The 17,126-nt window shown below is 70.3% G+C and carries 14 protein-coding genes and 1 pseudogene; 8 read left to right on the forward strand and 7 right to left on the reverse strand.

The window, feature by feature from the left end; all coding sequences use genetic code 11:
• Nucleotides 1-105 precede the first annotated feature (105 nt).
• Nucleotides 106-1,785 carry a recombinase family protein gene (locus ACIGDI_RS32085; protein ID WP_399903959.1) on the reverse strand — a complete coding sequence of 560 codons (1,680 nt, stop codon included), beginning with the start codon at nucleotides 1,783-1,785 and terminating at the stop codon, nucleotides 106-108.
• Nucleotides 1,786-1,803: 18 nt separating this feature from the next.
• On the opposite strand from ACIGDI_RS32085, the pseudogene ACIGDI_RS32090 reads away from it, so the two are divergent.
• Together ACIGDI_RS32090 and ACIGDI_RS32095 are read left to right on the forward strand one after the other, a co-directional pair.
• A pseudogene (locus ACIGDI_RS32090) lies at nucleotides 1,804-2,502 on the forward strand (potassium channel family protein); the annotation flags it as partial.
• Nucleotides 2,503-2,528: 26 nt separating this feature from the next.
• Nucleotides 2,529-3,506 carry an NAD(P)H-quinone oxidoreductase gene (locus ACIGDI_RS32095; RefSeq protein WP_399903962.1) on the forward strand — a complete coding sequence of 326 codons (978 nt, stop codon included), beginning with the start codon at nucleotides 2,529-2,531 and terminating at the stop codon, nucleotides 3,504-3,506.
• A 21-nt stretch (nucleotides 3,507-3,527) separates the two neighbouring features.
• Here the strand turns inward: ACIGDI_RS32095 and ACIGDI_RS32100 are convergent, their stop codons facing one another.
• Entirely contained in the window at nucleotides 3,528-4,196 is a 669-nt protein-coding gene (locus tag ACIGDI_RS32100; RefSeq protein WP_399903965.1) for a hypothetical protein, read from the reverse strand.
• 79 nt (nucleotides 4,197-4,275) lie between these two features.
• Between ACIGDI_RS32100 and ACIGDI_RS32105 the strand changes: the two genes are divergently transcribed.
• Both ACIGDI_RS32105 and ACIGDI_RS32110 read left to right on the forward strand, forming a co-directional pair.
• Nucleotides 4,276-4,827 carry a PadR family transcriptional regulator gene (locus ACIGDI_RS32105; protein WP_399903968.1) on the forward strand — a complete coding sequence of 184 codons (552 nt, stop codon included), beginning with the start codon at nucleotides 4,276-4,278 and terminating at the stop codon, nucleotides 4,825-4,827.
• Nucleotides 4,828-4,913: 86 nt separating this feature from the next.
• A complete protein-coding gene (locus ACIGDI_RS32110; RefSeq protein WP_200702565.1) occupies nucleotides 4,914-5,456 on the forward strand; it encodes a bacterial proteasome activator family protein in 543 nt (180 codons plus the stop codon).
• A gap of 88 nt (nucleotides 5,457-5,544) precedes the next feature.
• Here the strand turns inward: ACIGDI_RS32110 and ACIGDI_RS32115 are convergent, their stop codons facing one another.
• Nucleotides 5,545-7,182 carry a protein kinase gene (locus ACIGDI_RS32115; RefSeq protein ID WP_399903972.1) on the reverse strand — a complete coding sequence of 546 codons (1,638 nt, stop codon included), beginning with the start codon at nucleotides 7,180-7,182 and terminating at the stop codon, nucleotides 5,545-5,547.
• 337 nt (nucleotides 7,183-7,519) lie between these two features.
• Between ACIGDI_RS32115 and ACIGDI_RS32120 the strand changes: the two genes are divergently transcribed.
• Nucleotides 7,520-9,088 carry a protein kinase gene (locus ACIGDI_RS32120; protein WP_399903975.1) on the forward strand — a complete coding sequence of 523 codons (1,569 nt, stop codon included), beginning with the start codon at nucleotides 7,520-7,522 and terminating at the stop codon, nucleotides 9,086-9,088.
• 7 nt (nucleotides 9,089-9,095) lie between these two features.
• Here the strand turns inward: ACIGDI_RS32120 and ACIGDI_RS32125 are convergent, their stop codons facing one another.
• Nucleotides 9,096-10,127, reverse strand: coding sequence for a phosphotransferase (locus ACIGDI_RS32125; protein ID WP_399903978.1), 1,032 nt, complete (start codon nucleotides 10,125-10,127; stop codon nucleotides 9,096-9,098).
• 523 nt (nucleotides 10,128-10,650) lie between these two features.
• Here ACIGDI_RS32125 and pdhA point away from each other — a divergent pair.
• Genes pdhA through ACIGDI_RS32140 form a run of 3 tightly spaced genes read left to right on the forward strand, consistent with a single transcriptional unit; the run spans nucleotide 10,651 to nucleotide 14,234 of the window.
• Nucleotides 10,651-11,829 (forward strand): pyruvate dehydrogenase (acetyl-transferring) E1 component subunit alpha, encoded by a 1,179-nt coding sequence (gene pdhA, locus ACIGDI_RS32130; RefSeq protein WP_399903981.1) that lies wholly within the window; start codon nucleotides 10,651-10,653, stop codon nucleotides 11,827-11,829.
• A gap of 1 nt (nucleotide 11,830) precedes the next feature.
• Complete coding sequence (locus tag ACIGDI_RS32135) at nucleotides 11,831-12,811, forward strand: alpha-ketoacid dehydrogenase subunit beta (protein WP_058924242.1); 981 nt, start codon at nucleotides 11,831-11,833, stop codon at nucleotides 12,809-12,811.
• Nucleotides 12,812-12,821: 10 nt separating this feature from the next.
• On the forward strand, nucleotides 12,822-14,234 hold the full coding sequence (locus tag ACIGDI_RS32140; protein WP_399903985.1) for a dihydrolipoamide acetyltransferase family protein: 1,413 nt from the start codon (nucleotides 12,822-12,824) through the stop codon (nucleotides 14,232-14,234).
• A 90-nt stretch (nucleotides 14,235-14,324) separates the two neighbouring features.
• On the opposite strand, the gene ACIGDI_RS32145 is transcribed toward ACIGDI_RS32140, so the two are convergent.
• From ACIGDI_RS32145 to ACIGDI_RS32155, 3 genes are all read right to left on the reverse strand, one after another.
• Entirely contained in the window at nucleotides 14,325-15,284 is a 960-nt protein-coding gene (locus ACIGDI_RS32145) for a Bro-N domain-containing protein (protein ID WP_399903987.1), read from the reverse strand.
• Nucleotides 15,285-15,373: 89 nt separating this feature from the next.
• Nucleotides 15,374-16,042: a class I SAM-dependent methyltransferase gene (locus ACIGDI_RS32150; RefSeq protein WP_399904555.1), complete on the reverse strand. Its 669-nt coding sequence runs from the start codon at nucleotides 16,040-16,042 to the stop codon at nucleotides 15,374-15,376.
• Nucleotides 16,043-16,087: 45 nt separating this feature from the next.
• Nucleotides 16,088-16,990, reverse strand: coding sequence for a D-alanyl-D-alanine carboxypeptidase family protein (locus tag ACIGDI_RS32155; protein ID WP_399903990.1), 903 nt, complete (start codon nucleotides 16,988-16,990; stop codon nucleotides 16,088-16,090).
• Nucleotides 16,991-17,126 lie beyond the last annotated feature (136 nt).

Consider the following 17,126-nt stretch of genomic DNA (forward strand, 5'->3'; position numbering starts at 1 on the left):
AGCAAGCGCGCAAGGCGCCCGCGTGGTCTGACGACGACTGGCGACGGGCAAACACGATCCTCGGTCTGCCCGTCGCTGGGCGTCCTACTCATCCTGATGCCGCGATCACTCGTAGTCGCCCTGAGGCTCTGCCTCCGTCGCCTCCCCCTTCGGCCTCCAAACCGGAGTCAGCCGCTCGCGTACGGGCCTCCCGCGTCCGACTGCGGGTGCGACAAGCACGGCGATCAACAGGTCTTCGACGTAGGCGCGCTTCTGGATGAGCGTCAGGTCTTCCCACTCCTCGGCGAGATCCACGGGCTCACGCTTCGAGGCGACCTGGCTGCGCAGGAAGCGGTTCCGCTCTGTTGTGAGCCGCCTCTTCTCGGCCTCGTACTCGGCAAGTTCGGAGAAGTACGTCTCTGCGGTGATGGTCCGGGACTTGCGCGCGGCCTTCAGATCGTCGATGTCCTCCAGGACGCGCGTCAGGTCCTCTTCCTTGTTCCATGTGACGGGCTGCTGGTCCCCCTTGCGCTTGGCGGCTTCCTCCTGGTGCTTCGCGATCACCATCATGGAAACGGCTTTGTCGGCCTCCGGGCCGCCGATCTTCGTCCCGCCACAGCCTGAGGGAACGCTGCCGCTGCTCGGGCACGTGTAGTAGAAGTACCCCTCAGGCTTGTTGCGGCTCTTCGGGGCCTTCACGACGCGGAGAGGCGCGCTGCATCCGTTCTTGTCGCAGCGGAGCGTCCCACGCGCCAGGTGCTTGCGGGTGTTGTGCGCTGAACCCGGAGCGGGATTCTCGCCCAGCAACTCGGTCACGGCCTCCCACTTCTCCACGGGAACGATCGGCGGCCACTGTCCCTTGACCGGCTTGCCCTTCTCGTCGATCACGATCTCAACGCGCTTGTTCTGCAAGCCGGTGACGGGGTCGACGTCGATGGCCTGGCGGGAGCGGTAGCCGCAGATGCGAGGGTTCCGAACCATGGCCTTGACGGCCTCGCGCGACCACTCCGCGCCGGTGACGGTCCCGACCCCCTGCCGCTTGAGTTCGTTGATCACCTCGGTGATCGGGGTCCCTGCCAGGAGTGAGTCAACGATCCACTCCAGCCACTTAGCCTCTGTCGATTCGAGTGTCCGCTTGTCCTCCTTCCACCCGAAAGCGCGTGTGCCTCCCGTGGGAATCCCCGCCTGTTGCAGCGCCTTGTGCTTGCGCGCGACTCGTCGGGCCGTGTCCGCCGATTGCTTGGCGTTGGTGGCGGTCACGATGCGGGCGACCGTACGGCCGTTCTCCGTCAGGAGATCGAGGGAACCGGTGATGTCGATGATCGGACGCCCGAAGTTCTGGACTACCTCGATGGCGTCTTCAAGGTGGCGGTTGTCGCGGGTGAGTCGGTCGATGTCGTAGACGATCAAGCCGTCGATGCGCTCGCCGTTCGGCGCGACCCCGCGCTTGAGATCTTCTAACGCGCCCTCGAAGACCGGCCGGATCACCCGGTACCCGATCTCCCCGTTGGGCAGGCGCACGCGCTTGCGCTTCCAAGCGCTCGTGTCCGGCTCCTCGTAGGTGTAGACATACCGTCCGCCGCGTCCCTCGACGAACTTCCGGTTGTCCTTCTCCTGCTCGTCCCGGCTCTTGATGTCCCGCCCGGTCATGGGCCGGAACGCGGGCTTGGCCTCTGCGGTGTCGCTGGCGTCGCTCTCCGGGTCTGCGGGTGCCTCGTCGACCTCGAAGGACAGTCGCACCAGTCCTGCCCAGTGCTGCCCCTCTAAGTTGCCCCAACGGGCCTTCTGCACAAGGTCTTTGTCCATGTCCTTAGGTTACATTCGGTGAATCGCTGGAGGTCCACCTTGCGCGATCACACTGTCGTCGTCGGCTTCGGCACCAAGGGGCGCTCGGCGATCCAGACCGTCTGCGCGACGGGACTGAGGAAGGAGCAGGTCGTCGTGGTCGACCCCAGCTCCAAGGTGATCGACGCGGCGACGGCCGACGGCTACGCGGGTGTCATAGGCGACGCGACCCGCAGCGAGGTCCTCAAGCGGGCCGAGGTGCAGCGGGCGCGGCAGATCATCATCGCGACCCAGCGCGACGACACGGCGGTGCTGGTGACGCTGACGGCCCGGCAGCTCAACCGGGGGGCGAAGATCGTGGCCGCGGTGCGCGAGGAGGAGAACGCCCCGCTGCTGCAGCAGTCCGGCGCCGACGCCGTCATCACCAGCGCCAGCGCGGCCGGCCGGCTGCTCGGCCTGTCCGTGCTCAGCCCCGCCGCCGGCATGGTGATGGAGGACCTCATCCAGCAGGGCAGCGGGCTCGACATGGTCGAACGGCCGGTGGTGAAGGCCGAGGTGGGCAGGGGACCGCGGGAGACCGACGACCTGGTGGTGAGCGTCGTACGCGGACACCGGGTGCTCGGATACGACGATCCCGCGATCGGCACCCTGCAGTTGACGGACCGTCTGATCACGATCGTGCGGGCGACGCACGACGCGAAGGTCACGCCCGACGTGCGGCCCATACCGCGGGACTGACACGGCCGAGGGGTAGCGTCGCCTACATGCATGCGATCACGATTCCCGAACCTGGTGGACCCGAGGCGCTGGTGTGGGACGAGGTCCCCGATCCGGAGGCCGGTGAGGGCGAGGTCCTGGTCGAGGTGGTGGCCAGCGCCGTCAACCGCGCCGACATCCTGCAGCGGCAGGGCTTCTACAACCCGCCTCCCGGCGCGTCCGCGTACCCCGGCCTGGAGTGCTCCGGCCGGATCGCCGCGCTCGGCCCGGGCGTCTCCGGATGGTCCGTCGGCGACGAGGTGTGCGCGCTGCTCTCGGGCGGCGGTTACGCCGAGAAGGTCGTCGTTCCGGCAGGCCAGCTGCTGCCGGTGCCCGAAGGGGTGGAGCTGCGGCAGGCGGCCGCGCTGCCCGAGGTGGTGTGCACCGTCTGGTCGAACGTCTTCATGATCGCTCACCTGCGGCCGGGGGAGACGCTGCTGGTGCACGGCGGCTCCAGCGGCATCGGCACGATGGCCATCCAGCTCGCCAAGGCCGTCGGCGCCAAGGTCGCCGTGACCGCGGGCACCAAGGAGAAGCTGGACCGCTGCGCCGAGCTGGGCGCCGACATCCTGGTCAACTACCGGGAGCAGGACTTCGTCGAGGAGATCGAGCGGGCCACGGACGGGGCCGGTGCCGACGTCATCCTCGACAACATGGGCGCCAAGTACCTCGACCGGAACGTCCAGGCCCTCGCCGTCAACGGCCGGCTCGCGATCATCGGCATGCAGGGCGGCATCAAGGGCGAGCTGAACATCGCCGCGCTGCTGAACAAGCGCGCCGCCATCAGCGCTACCTCGCTGCGGGCCCGTCCGCTCGGTGAGAAGGCGGCGATCGTGGCGGCCGTACGCGAACACGTCTGGCCCCTGCTGACCGGCGGCCACGTCCGTCCGGTCGTCGACCGCGAAGTGCCGATGAGCGACGCGGCGGCCGCGCACCGCGTGGTCGAGGAGAGCGGGCACATGGGGAAGGTGCTGCTGGTCGTGTGAGGCCCGGGGCGGCGGAAGGCGCTACGCCCGCCGCAGCCGTAGTCCGACGAAGGCGAGGCCCAGGCCGAGACCGATCAGGACCAGGCCGCTGCCCAGCGGCAGGATCCGCAGGACGGGCTCGGTGGGGGCCACGGCACGCGTGACGGCCTGCCGGACCGGCCCGGACGAGGCCGCGGGGGTGATCGGCCCGGCCGGAGCCGATCCGACGGCCTCCGGGCTCTCGACGGCACCTCCGTCGTCCGCGTTCTCCTCCGGGTCGGCCGTGTTCGCCTCGTCCTGCCCCTGATCCGTCGGATCGGCCGTGGGCGTGTCCTCCTCCGGCCGTCCGGGCCGCTGCCGCCCCTGCCCGGCCACACTCCCGGCCCGTGACGGTTCGGCGGCGCGCCCGTCCCTGGAAGGTACGGGGACGGGCACCCGTACGGCCTCGTGCGGGTCGACGCGGTGCGCGGGAGCTCCGGCCCGCGCCGGCGCGCTCCCGTGCGCCCGGTCCGTCTCTCGCGTCCACGGCGCCGGACCGCCGCCGTCCCACCGCGGGGCCGAGGAGGCATACGGCCCGGGAGCCCCGTGGCCGCCCCCCGCCCCGGCCGCCGGCACACCGGCGTACGACACCCCGCCCGCGCACAGCGGCCCCAGCACCCCCACCGCCACCAGCAGTCCTGAAGCCCCCGCGTCACGCAGCCATCGAGTCACGTGACCAGCGTCACACCATGGGGGCCGCCCGGCATTCCGGGATCCGCCAAACAAGCCGGACCCACTGCACAATCCGGGTATGTCGATACGTCACGGGCTCCTGGCGCTCCTGGAACGCGGCCCCCGCTACGGCTCGCGGCTGCGGACCGAGTTCGAGGAGCGGACGGGGGCGACCTGGCCGCTCAACATCGGGCAGGTCTACACGACGCTCGGCCGGCTGGAACGGGACGGGATGGTGGCGCAGGAGGGCGAGGACGAGGCCGGGCGGGTGCTGTACGCGCTGACCCCGGCCGGGCGGGCCGAGCTGCGGGCCTGGTTCACCCGGCCCGTCGAACGGGCCAGTCCGCCGCGCGACGAGCTGGCGATCAAGCTGGCCATGGCGGTCGGGGCGCCAGGCGTCGACATACGGAAGGTCGTCGAGGTGCAGCGCCGGCACGTGACGGACGCGCTGCACGAGTACGTGCGGCAGCGGGCCCAGGTGCTGTCAGGGACGCCCGCCCGGACGGACGAGGTGGCGCGGCTGCTGGTGCTGGAGCAGCTGATCTGCCACACGGAGGCCGAGATCCGCTGGCTGGAGCACTGCGAGACCCGGCTGCTGCGGCTGACCGTCACGAAGGAGGGCGGCGCGTGACGCAATCCCCGGCGCCGGAAACGGTGGATCACCCTTCACGGGGGGCACCACGGTGATGAGATGCACGGGTGCGAGAGAATGGCGGCATGGAGATGCCGAGGAACGAACGGTCGCCGGAGAATCCACAGATCCTGGTCGTGGGCCAGGACGGCATGGCGATTGGCGGCGGAGGCGACGACGACTCCCGCGAGATTCCGGTGACGGAGCAGGTCGAGCAGCCGGCCAAGGTGATGCGGATCGGCAGCATGATCAAGCAGCTCCTGGAGGAGGTGCGCGCGGCTCCTCTGGACGAGGCGAGCCGGGCCCGGCTCAAGGACATCCACCGCAGCTCGGTGAAGGAGCTGGAGGACGGTCTGGCGCCGGAGCTGGTGGAGGAGCTGGAGCGGCTGTCCCTGCCGTTCCAGGACGAGGGCACCCCCAGCGACGCCGAACTGCGGATCGCGCAGGCCCAGTTGGTGGGCTGGCTGGAGGGCCTCTTCCACGGCATCCAGACCACGCTGTTCGCCCAGCAGATGGCCGCGCGCGCCCAGCTGGAGCAGATGCGCCGCGCCCTCCCGCCGGGCGTCGGCGGTCATGAGATGGGCGAGGACGGCCACGCGCAGGGCCGTTCGGGCGGACCTTACCTGTAAGGACGTACCGGCCCCCGGGAATGTACGGACGGACAAGCACAGGGCCCGGCGGCCAGGAGGCTGCCGGGCCCTTCGTTCGTGCGCGGGGTCAGGACGGGTTGCCGGTCGAGACCTGGAGCGTGATCGTCGGCATGCTGTCCGGGTCGACGTCCGTGTCGGCGGCCGGGTCCTGGTCGATGACCGCGCCCTCGCCGTAGGTGTTCTCGTCGTAGTTCTCGACCTTGTACGACCAGCCGGCCGCGTCCAGGCAGGCCTTCACCGAGTCGATGTACTTGAACCGGAAGTCCGGGACCTCGATCTTGTTCTCGTCGGTGTACGACTCCTGCGGGTCCGTGCACTCCGTCTTGTCGATCACCTTGGTCTTGTCCGGTCCGCGGTAGTCCGCCGCGTGCGTGGTCGACGTGGTCGGGTCGGCGCCGGCACCGCCGCTGCCCCCGCTGTTGTTGTCGTTGCTGCCGCTCCCGCCGCTGTTGAACAGCAGCGCCGCCAGCAGGCCGGTGACGGCGATGATCCCGACGATGATCGAGATGACGATCACCGGCTTGTTGCCCCGGTCGCCGGACGAGGGGACGGGCGTCGAGGGCTGCGGCGTGATGTTGTACGGCGGCGGGGTCTGCGGCTGCTGGGTGTAGGGCGCCGGGGTCTGGTAGCCGCCCTGCTGCGGATAGCCGTACGACGGAGTCGGCGCGGGCGTGCCGTACGGGTTGGGCACCGGGGTCGGCTGGTACGGCGTCTGGACCGGGCCGGGCGGCGGGGTCGCCTGGCTGACCGGCGGGAACACCGCGGCCCCGACACCGGCGCCGCTCGTGCTCGGCGTGCCGGTGACGATGCTCGGCGGGGCGGCCTGGAAGGAGGCGGCCACGCGCAGGCACTCGTCCCGCATGGCGACGGCGTTCGGGAAGCGTTCGTTCGGGTTCTTCCTCAGCGCGCGGGCGATCAGCGCGTCCACCGCGGGCGGCAGCGAGCGGTTGATGGAGGAGGGGGCGACCGGCTCCTCCTGCACATGCGCGTAGGCGATCGCCAGCGGCGAGTCCGCGTCGAACGGCAGCCGCCCGGTGACCAGTTGGAACAGCATGATGCCGACCGAGTACAGATCGGAGCGGGCGTCGACCCCGCGGCCGAGGGCCTGCTCGGGCGAGAGGTACTGCGGGGTGCCGACGACCATGCCGGTCTGCGTCATGGAGGTGACGCCGGACTGCATGGCGCGGGCGATGCCGAAGTCCATCACCTTGACCACGCCGCGCTTGGTCACCATCACGTTGCCCGGCTTGATGTCCCGGTGGACCAGGCCCATCTCGTGACTGATCTCCAGCGCGGCCAGCACGTCCGCGGTGACCTTGAGCGCCTTGTCGGCGGGCATCGCGCCGAACTGCCGTACGTCCTCGTCGAGCACGGAACCGAGCGGGCGGCCCTCGACGTACTCCATGACGATGTACGGCGTCGTGGCGTCGGCGACGGTGTCCTCGCCGGTGTCGAAGACGGAGACGATGTTGGTGTGCGTGAGCTTGGCCACCGCCTGCGCCTCACGGCGGAAGCGCTCCCGGAAGGCCTGCTCCCGGCCCAGTTCGGTGTGCAGGGTCTTGATCGCGACCTGCCGGTCGAGCACCGAGTCGTAGGCGAGATGCACGGCGGCCATGCCGCCCTGGCCGAGCAAGTCGCGCAACTGATAGCGGCCGCCGGCGAGCGACTGACCCGCGTACCGGTCCTGTGCGCCGTCCTGGCTCATGTGTCCGTGTCCCCCATCGGCCTTCCGGCGCCGGCCCGCTCGTTGCTGATCGAATGGCTCATTCCCGGCCAAGTCTGCCCGAGGGCACTGACACGTCAAGCGCGGTGCCCGATCCGTGACCGTACGCGAAAGAAGCGTCGCGCGAGCGTTACAGAGGCTGTACGGCCGGTACACGAAATTTGCACGTGGGCACCGGGTGACGGTTTGATGGCCGGTCCGTCTCGTGCCGGTTCCGGTCCCCTTCTCGGACCGGCGGCTTGCGTTGAGGCTGTAGCGTGGCCGACGGAGACCGTAACAACACCGCGCGCACCGCGGGCAGAAACGACGGCGAGGACTGATGGAGCAGCAGCAGCGCGCTCAGGGCCCGTCCGACCCCGAGGCGACTGGCGGCGGTATGTCAGATGCGCCGGAGATGTGGGGCAACGGCGGCCTGGTCGGCGACGGCCGATATCGGCTGACCCGCAGACTCGGCCGGGGCGGCATGGCGGAGGTGTTCGCCGCGGAGGACGTGCGTCTGGGGCGCACCGTCGCGGTGAAGCTGCTGCGCGCCGACCTCGCCGAGGATCCGGTCTCCAAGGCCCGCTTCACGCGTGAGGCGCAGTCGGTGGCCGGCCTCAACCACCACTCCATCGTCGCCGTGTACGACTCCGGCGAGGACTACGTGGGCGGCCAGAGCGTCCCCTACATCGTGATGGAGATCGTCGAGGGCCGCACCATCCGCGACCTCCTGCTCAACGCCGAGGCGCCGGGCCCCGAGCAGGCCCTGATCATCGTCTCCGGTGTCCTGGAGGCGCTGGCCTACTCGCACCAGCACGGCATCGTGCACCGCGACATCAAGCCGGCGAACGTCATCATCACCAACAACGGCGCCGTCAAGGTGATGGACTTCGGCATCGCCCGCGCCCTGCACGGCGCGTCCACGACGATGACGCAGACCGGCATGGTCATGGGCACCCCGCAGTACCTCTCCCCGGAGCAGGCGCTCGGCAAGGCCGTCGACCACCGCTCCGACCTGTACGCGACCGGCTGCCTGCTCTACGAACTCCTCGCCCTCAGGCCCCCGTTCGTCGGCGAGACCCCGCTGTCGGTGGTCTACCAGCACGTCCAGGACATCCCCGTGCCGCCGTCGCAGGTCTCCGACGGCGGCTGCCCGCCGGAGCTGGACGGCCTGGTCATGCGCTCCCTCGCCAAGGAGCCCGACGACCGCTTCCAGACCGCCGAGGAGATGCGCGGTCTGGTCCAGTACGGCCTGCAGATGCTCTACGACCAGGGCGGCCACACCGGCACCTGGAACACCGGCCCGGTGGCCGTGCACGAGGGCCGGCACACCCCGGCCGCGGGCTTCGCCGGCACGACCGTGATGCCCCACCCCGCCGACTCGGGCGCGGGCACCACGCAGATCCCGCAGCCGATCCTGCCCCAGGGCTACGGCGGCGGGGACGACGGCGGCTTCGAGGGGCACGGCAACCGGGGCAGCGGCCGCGGCAAGCTGTGGATCCTGGCCGTCCTCGCGGTGATCGCGATCGCCGCGGGCGTCGCGCTGGCGCTGCAGAACACCGGCGGCTCGGGCGGCGGGAAGCCCACGAAGTCGCCGACCACCTCGCAGTCCACCAAGGACGACACGGCCTCCGAGACGCCGAGCGACGAGTCGACCGACCAGCCCACGGACACGTCCACGGACAGCGGCACCGCGGGCAACGGATCGGGCGACTACACGCCCTCTTACACCCCGTCGTCCACGCCGTCCGCGAGCAAGAGCAGCGAGCCGACCGACGAGCCGACGACGAGCGACCCGACGCCGTCCGCGCCGACGTCGAGCGCGCCGCCGCAGCCGTCGGACACGCCGACGGGCCCGACGGCCGGCAGCGACAACGGCGGTACCTCCGGGCTCGGCGGAGGCCTCTGACCCTCGGTCACCCCGCGAAGGCCTCGCACACCGCGTCGTACTCCCGCGTCCACCACACGGCGAGCGCCGAGGCGGCCGGGAACTGGGGGTCGGCGCGGGTGTCGCCGCGTTCGTAGTGCCAGCGCAGCATCCAGAAGTCGTTCAGCCGCTCCCACCACACGCGGTGCACGGCCGCCGCGAGCTGGGAGGGCGTGGCCCCGGCCGTGCGCCGGTACGCGCGCGCGTACGCCCGCACCTTCGGCAGGTCGAGCGCGCCGACGGGTCGTACGAAGAAGATCGCGGCGGCGCGGACCGCCTCCTCGGCGCGCGGACGCAGGCCCAGCCGGTCCCAGTCCACGATCGCGGCGGGGGCGTCGCCCTTGTAGAGCAGGTTGAACGGGTGGAAGTCGCCGTGCACCCAGCCGACCGAGCTCCCGCGCGGGGGACGCCGGTCGGCGTGCTGTTCCAGCAGCGCGCGCCGCTCCAGGAGCCGGTGGCGGGCCAGTTCGTCGAAGGCGTCGGCGGGGTGGTGGCGCCGTACCCGGCCGAGCAGGTCGTCGATGAGGGTGAAGGTGTCGGCGGGATCGGCGCTGTCGGCGGCCTCCGGCGCCTCCGCGCACGCCCGCGCGTGCGCCGACATCACCCGCTCCAGGCTCGCGTGTACGACCCCCAGGAGCGCCCCCAGCCGCGCGCACTGGCCGGCGGTGAGCTGGCCGCCGTGCCGGTGCCGCCCCTCGATCCAGGGATGCAGGGCGTAGGCGTGCCCGCCCACCACGGCGACCGTGCGCCCGTCCCGGCCGGGCAGCGGCGGTGCCACCGGGACGCCCAGGTCGGCCAGGCGCTGGGTGGCGCGGTGCTGGCGGGCGATGGCGGCCGGGTCGGCGGTCTCGGGGTCGAAGTGGTGCTTGAGGAAGTACCGGCCGCGGGTGGTGCACAGGCGGTAGCCGCGGTTCAGCAGTCCCTGGTCGACGGGCTCGCAGTCGACGGCGCTGCCGGCCGCGTAGTGGCGCAGCAGGGCGCCCAGCGGGGGCGCGTGGGGTGGTACATGGGAGCGCGGCACGCGCCAGATGGTAGGGCACCGGCCAGGCCTGTGAGCTGGGGGTTGTCACAGGCAGTCGCATTCGGTCACGGCGTGTGCTCGAAGTGGCGATCCAGGGCACCGTCGGTCGATCGCACGGTCCCGAACCGCTGCCCGGCGCTCAGGAGCCGTTCTCACCCGGGAAGCGGATCTCCCGCCACGGAAATGGACCCTTCCCGTGACCTGGGTCACCGGGATAACGTGCCGTTGTTCCGGCCCCCTGCAAGGCTGTGACCAGGACTTGTTCCCGCCTTCTGCGATTTACTTGGAAATCCAAGCAAAATCCCAGGTCAGGAGGGGTTTCACAGAAATGTGGAGCACTGGGTAACGTGCCTTCTGCAGGGCGCTCGCCGGGGCACCTGTCACGCCTGTTCCCGACCGGGCGCACCCACCCTGTGCGTCCGTAGGGCTTCAGGTGAGCCGCTCCCCCAGGCTCCTGAACGGAGCTGGGGGGAACCCCAGGCATCCGGCGAACCCGGGTGGCCGGACCGACGGAGGAGCACACGTGACCGTGGAGAGCACTGCCGCGCGCAAGCCGCGACGCAGCGCCGGGACCAAGAGCACGGCCGGCAAGCGAACGACCGCGAGGAACACGCCGGGCGCCGAGCCCGAGCTGGTACAGCTGCTGACGCCCGAGGGCGAGCGCGTCAAGAACGCCGAGTACGACAAGTACGTCGCCGGCATCACCCCCGATGAGCTGCGCGGCCTGTACCGCGACATGGTGCTCACCCGCCGCTTCGACGCCGAGGCCACCTCGCTGCAGCGCCAGGGCGAGCTGGGGCTGTGGGCGTCGCTGCTCGGTCAGGAGGCCGCCCAGATCGGCTCCGGCCGCGCCACCCGCGAGGACGACTACGTCTTCCCCACCTACCGCGAGCACGGCGTCGCCTGGTGCCGCGGCGTCGACCCGGCCAACCTGCTCGGCATGTTCCGCGGCGTCAACAACGGCGGCTGGGACCCCAACAGCAACAACTTCCAGCTCTACACGATCGTCATCGGCTCCCAGACCCTGCACGCCACCGGCTACGCCATGGGCATCGCCAAGGACGGCGCTGACAGCGCGGTGATCGCCTACTTCGGCGACGGCGCCTCCAGCCAGGGCGACGTCGCGGAGTCCTTCACCTTCTCCGCGGTCTACAACGCCCCGGTGGTGTTCTTCTGCCAGAACAACCAGTGGGCGATCTCCGAGCCGACCGAGAAGCAGACCCGCGTCCCGCTGTACCAGCGCGCGCAGGGCTACGGCTTCCCGGGCGTGCGGGTCGACGGCAACGACGTCCTGGCCGTCCTGGCCGTCACCAAGTGGGCGCTGGAGCGGGCCCGCAGCGGTGAGGGACCGACGCTGGTGGAGGCCTACACCTACCGCATGGGCGCCCACACCACCTCCGACGACCCCACCCGCTACCGGGGCGACGAGGAGCGGCTGGCCTGGGAGGCGAAGGACCCGATCCTGCGGCTCCGCCGGTACCTGGAGGCCTCGAACCACACGGACGAGGGATTCTTCACGGAACTCGAGGCCGAGTCCGAGGCGTTGGGCAAGCGAGTGCGCGAGGCGGTCCGTGCCATGCCGGACCCGGACCACTTCGCCATCTTCGAGAACGTGTACGCGGACGGGCACGCGCTCGTCGACGAGGAGCGAGCCCAGTTCGCCGCCTACCAGGCGTCGTTCGCCGACGGAGAGGGGGCCTGACATGGCAGCCGAGAAGATGGCTCTGGCCAAGGCGATCAACGAGTCGCTGCGCCGCGCCCTGGAGTCCGACCCCAAGGTCCTCGTCATGGGCGAGGACGTCGGCAAGCTCGGCGGCGTGTTCCGGGTGACGGACGGTCTGCAGAAGGACTTCGGCGAGAGCCGGGTGATCGACACCCCGCTGGCCGAGTCCGGCATCGTCGGCACCGCGATCGGCCTCGCCCTGCGCGGCTACCGCCCCGTGGTGGAGATCCAGTTCGACGGCTTCGTCTTCCCCGCCTACGACCAGATCGTCACGCAGCTCGCGAAGATGCACGCGCGCTCGCTGGGCAAGGTCAAGCTCCCGGTCGTCATCCGCATCCCCTACGGCGGCGGCATCGGCGCGGTCGAGCACCACTCCGAGTCCCCCGAGTCGCTGTTCGCGCACGTGGCCGGCCTGAAGGTGGTCTCGCCGTCGAACGCCTCCGACGCGTACTGGATGATGCAGCAGGCCATCCAGAGCGACGACCCGGTGATCTTCTTCGAGCCCAAGCGGCGCTACTGGGACAAGGCCGAGGTCAACCCCGAGGCGATCCCCGGCCCGCTGCACAAGGCGCAGGTCGTCCGCGCGGGCACGGACCTCACCCTGGTCGCCTACGGCCCCATGGTGAAGCTCTGCCAGGAGGTCGCCGACGCGGCCGCCGAGGAGGGCAAGTCCCTGGAGGTGCTGGACCTGCGCTCGGTCTCGCCGCTGGACTTCGACGCCATCCAGGCGTCGGTGGAGAAGACCCGCCGGCTGGTGGTCGTGCACGAGGCACCGGTGTTCTTCGGCTCGGGCGCGGAGATCGCCGCCCGGATCACCGAGCGCTGCTTCTACCACCTGGAGGCCCCGGTGCTGCGGGTGGGCGGCTACCACGCCCCGTACCCGCCGGCCCGCCTGGAAGAGGAGTACCTGCCTGGCCTGGACCGGGTACTCGACGCCGTCGACCGCGCCCTGGCGTACTGAGGAGAGGGTCGTGACGACGATGACGGAAGCATCCGTTCGCGAGTTCAAGATGCCGGACGTGGGCGAGGGGCTCACCGAGGCGGAGATCCTCAAGTGGTACGTCCAGCCCGGTGACACGGTCACCGACGGGCAGGTGGTGTGCGAGGTCGAGACCGCCAAGGCGGCCGTCGAACTGCCCATCCCGTACGACGGGGTCGTCAGGGAGCTGCGCTTCCCCGAGGGCACCACGGTGGACGTGGGCACGGCGATCATCTCGGTCGACGTGTCGGGTGGCGCCGCCCCCGCGGAGCCGGCCCCGGCCGAGAGCGCGGCCCCCGCCGCCCCCGAGGCCGAGGAGAAGAAGCCCGAGGGTCGCCAGCCGGTCCTCGTCGGCTACGGCGTCGCCACGTCCTCCACCAAGCGCCGCCCGCGCAAGGGCCCGGAGGTCGCGGTCGCCCAGGCGTCGACGGCGATCCAGACCGAGCTGAACGGCCACGGCCCGGCGGCCGCCGCGCCGGCGGTGACGACCGACCGGCCGCGCCCGCTGGCCAAGCCGCCGGTGCGCAAGCTGGCCAAGGACCTGGGCGTGGACCTGGCCACGGTGATCCCGTCCGGCCCGGACGGCATCATCACGCGGGACGACGTGCACGCGGCCGTGGCAGCGCCGGCCCCCGCGACGACCCCCGCCCCGGCGGAGACGCCGGCCGTGGCGGCTCCCGCGCCGGTCGCGTCGTACGACGCGACCCGTGAGACCCGGGTGCCGATCAAGGGTGTGCGCAAGGCGACGGCTCAGGCGATGGTCGGTTCGGCGTTCACGGCGCCGCACGTCACGGAGTTCGTGACGGTGGACGTGACGCGCACCATGAAGCTGATCGAGGAGCTCAAGCAGGACAAGGAGTTCGCGGGCCTGCGCGTGAACCCCCTGCTGCTGATCGCCAAGGCCCTTCTGGTCGCCGTCAAGCGCAACCCGGACATCAACGCGTCCTGGGACGAGGCGGCTCAGGAGATCGTGGTCAAGCACTACGTCAACCTGGGCATCGCGGCGGCCACCCCACGCGGTCTGATCGTGCCGAACGTCAAGGACGCCCATGCCAAGACGCTGCCGCAACTGGCGCAGTCCCTGGGCGAACTGGTGGCGACGGCCCGTGAGGGCAAGACCTCGCCCGCCGCGATGCAGGGCGGCACGGTGACCATCACCAACGTCGGCGTCTTCGGCGTGGACACCGGGACCCCCCTGCTCAACCCCGGCGAGTCCGCGATCCTCGCGGTCGGCGCGATCAAGCTCCAGCCGTGGGTCCACAAGGGCAAGGTGAAGCCGCGTCAGGTCACCACCCTGGCCCTGTCCTTCGACCACCGTCTGGTCGACGGCGAACTCGGCTCCAAGGTCCTGGCCGACGTGGCGGCGATCCTGGAGCAGCCGAAGAGGTTGATCAGCTGGGCGTGACCCGTCGCGACGGGATACGTTGAACTATGAAGGGACGGCCGCAAGCTCTCGTTGCGGCCGCCCCTTCATCCCTTTGCGCCGCCCGCCGGCTCAGGGCCGGTCGAGCACATACACCGGTGCACCGTCTTCGGTGGCACCGCGGGGATGGATGCACGCGTACTTGCGCAGCAGCCGCAGGCACTCGTTGACCCGCTGGACCGTGAGGCCGGTCCGGGCCGCGATCGACTCCAGCGGCTGACGCAGTTCGCCCTGTTCCACGAGAACCGGCGCGATCACCACGGCCACCGCCCACACGTCCGACGTCACGGACAGCCGCTGCCGCCAGTCGGCCAGGACGGATTCCGTGGTCGGCTGCGCGGAGAGGCGCGGTGTGGCCGCTGGACGGTCGAGCGTGAGGAGGTCGAGCCGGTCGGCGATGCGTTCGATGGCCTGGGCGATGGCCTGCTGGACGACGAGGTTCTGCCGCTGCGTCTCCGCCATCTCCTGTTGCAGGGCGAGTGATTGCTGTTGCACATCGGCGAGCCGTTCGTCCAGCTGGAGATTGTGTGCCTCGAGCCGGACGATGGCCTCCACGACCTGCTCGGGCATCACGTAGGCGGTCGGCGCACCCGGGTCGGACGGCTGCACCTCGGCTTCCTCGAGACTGTAGGAACCCTCTCGCTGCACGGTCTCGATCACCTCGGCGACCCACTGCTTGAAGGGCGCACACTCTGGCTTGGTACAGGCGCTGACGAGAAGAATCAGACCCTGCAGATCGATCAGATTCAGGTCTCGCCGCCACTCCCTACCTGCGGGAACGCTGAGACCGTGACCTCCAGTCACTGTCTCGAGAATCTCTCGATGCTCCTCCGGGACATGGTCGAGGAGAGCCTTCCGAGGAGTCGTGTAGCCCAACTCCTTGCACACGTCCACCGCCGGGAACCAGTGCGTCCCGTCCGGCATGGTCAGCCTCCGGACGCGGGCTCCGGTGGCCGCGTAGACGAAGTCGCTGACGTCGATCGCGTCCTGCTGCGCGCGAGGGCTGGGCCGGTGCTTGCTGGGTTCGATCATGTGAACCACCTCCGCTGCGGAACTTAGGGCGGAGAAAATCGAATATGCCAGTCGGCGCAATGATGTTCACTTATGCGAGCGAAGTTCACCTATTCGGCTTGAACGTTCGCGAGTTTTCGTGCCAGCAACGTCACGTATGTGCGCCCGCTGGGCTTCTCCGGCTCCTGCACCACCCGGGCGGTCACGGTCAGCCCGGCCCGTTCCAGCAGCTCCGCGAGCCGATCCACGGGCAGCAGATGGGACTCGTACGACACCGGGAGGCCGCCGTAGGCCCGTGTCGGGCGGGTCCGTTCTCCGGTGCCCGCGTGGCCCGCCAGCATCAGCAGGCCGCCGGGCGCGAGGGTGCGGTGGAACTCGGCGTAGAGGACGGGGAGTTCCCGCGGCGGGGTGTGGTGGGTGGAGTAGTGGGCCAGGATGCCGCCGAGGGTTCCGGTGCCGATGCCGAGGGCGGTCATCGAGCCCACCGCGAAGGCGAGGTCCGGATGTGCGCGTCGGGCCAGTTCGACCATTCTCGGCGAGAGGTCGACGCCGAAGACGGGGGCGCCCAGGCCGGCCAGATGGGCCGTCACGAAACCGGGCCCGCAGCCGAGGTCGGCGAGCGGGCCCAGGCCGGCCTCACGTACCGTCTCGGCGAACATGCCCAGCAGTGCGCGGTCCAGCGGATCCAGGTCCGCCGGCCGCGGCACCTGCTCGGCGTAGGCGTCGGCGACGGTGTCGTAGGACTCCCGGACGGCGGCGAGATACGAGGGCTCGCTCACCCCGGGGTCCCACGGACCGTCGGCCGTCGCGGTCATGCGTAAGGGTCAGCTGATCTTCGCGTAGCCGTAGTTGATGAGCTTCTTCACGTCCGACGTGCGGTCGGTCGCCGAGGGGGCGGTCATGACGGCGCCGATGACCGACTCGCCGTTCAGCGTGGCGGCGAAGACGAGGCAGTAGTGGGCGTCGGGGCCCGAGCCGGTCTTGATGCCGAGCGTGCCGTTCCAGCCGAGCAGCGTGTTGGTGTTCGTCCAGGTGCTCATCGTGCGCGTGGACCCGGAGCTCGTGATCGTCTTCGCCGTGTACGACTTGGCCTTCACGACGGTCTTGAACGTGGTGCTCTTCATCACGCTCCGGGCGACCTTCGTCAGGTCGCGCGGCGTCGAGTAGTTGGAGCCGTTGCTGAGGCCGTCGAACGAGTCGAAGTGCGTGTTCGTCATGCCGAGGCTCTTGGCCATCGTGTTCATCTTGCCGATGAAGTTCTTGGTGCGGGCCGAGGACGTCGTGCCGGAACCGAACTTGTCGGCCAGCGCGAACGCGGCGTCGCAGCCGGACGGCAGCATCATCCCGTACAGCAGCTGACGGACGGTGACCTTGTCGCCGACGATCAGGTGGGCCGACGAGGGGTATCCCTTGGCGACCATGTAGTCGCTGACGGCCTTCTTGATGGTGACCTTGGTGTCCAGGTTCAGGTTCGACTGCGAGAGCACGACCTTCGCGGTCATGATCTTCGTCGTGGAGGCCGTGAGCCGCTTCGTGTCGGCGGCCTTGGTGAAGAGGGTCTTGCCGGTGGCGCTGTTCATCAGGTAACCGCCCTTGGCGGTGATGGTGGGCGTCGTGACAGCCTGCGCCGGTGCCGCGGTGAGAGCTCCGGTGGCGAGCACTGCGCCGGCCGTGACGGCGACGGCTGCGGCTCTGCGGACACGGAAGCCCTGGATGGCGGTTTTCAACTCAAATACCCCGATTACGTCGAATGCCCCTGAAATGCGGCCGAGTTGGAGGGGGGAAAGTGGGGCCGCACGTGTGTGACACGTAATTAGCACAGATGGTTGTGCGCCCGCTGAGCCGGGACTGCCTTCTGTGACG

This window comes from Streptomyces sp. NPDC085900, from assembly GCF_044540925.1.
GTDB lineage: Bacteria > Actinomycetota > Actinomycetes > Streptomycetales > Streptomycetaceae > Streptomyces > Streptomyces gilvifuscus.

Coding starts and splice junctions, on each gene's coding strand:
- ACIGDI_RS32120 (WP_399903975.1), top strand. CDS start 7,520: ATGGAGCAGCAGCAGCGCGCTCAGGGCCCGTCCGACCCCGAGGCGACT.
- ACIGDI_RS32145 (WP_399903987.1), bottom strand. CDS start 15,284: ATGATCGAACCCAGCAAGCACCGGCCCAGCCCTCGCGCGCAGCAGGAC.
- ACIGDI_RS32085 (WP_399903959.1), bottom strand. CDS start 1,785: ATGGACAAAGACCTTGTGCAGAAGGCCCGTTGGGGCAACTTAGAGGGG.
- ACIGDI_RS32110 (WP_200702565.1), top strand. CDS start 4,914: ATGGAGATGCCGAGGAACGAACGGTCGCCGGAGAATCCACAGATCCTG.
- ACIGDI_RS32135 (WP_058924242.1), top strand. CDS start 11,831: ATGGCAGCCGAGAAGATGGCTCTGGCCAAGGCGATCAACGAGTCGCTG.
- ACIGDI_RS32115 (WP_399903972.1), bottom strand. CDS start 7,182: ATGAGCCAGGACGGCGCACAGGACCGGTACGCGGGTCAGTCGCTCGCC.
- ACIGDI_RS32105 (WP_399903968.1), top strand. CDS start 4,276: ATGTCGATACGTCACGGGCTCCTGGCGCTCCTGGAACGCGGCCCCCGC.
- ACIGDI_RS32095 (WP_399903962.1), top strand. CDS start 2,529: ATGCATGCGATCACGATTCCCGAACCTGGTGGACCCGAGGCGCTGGTG.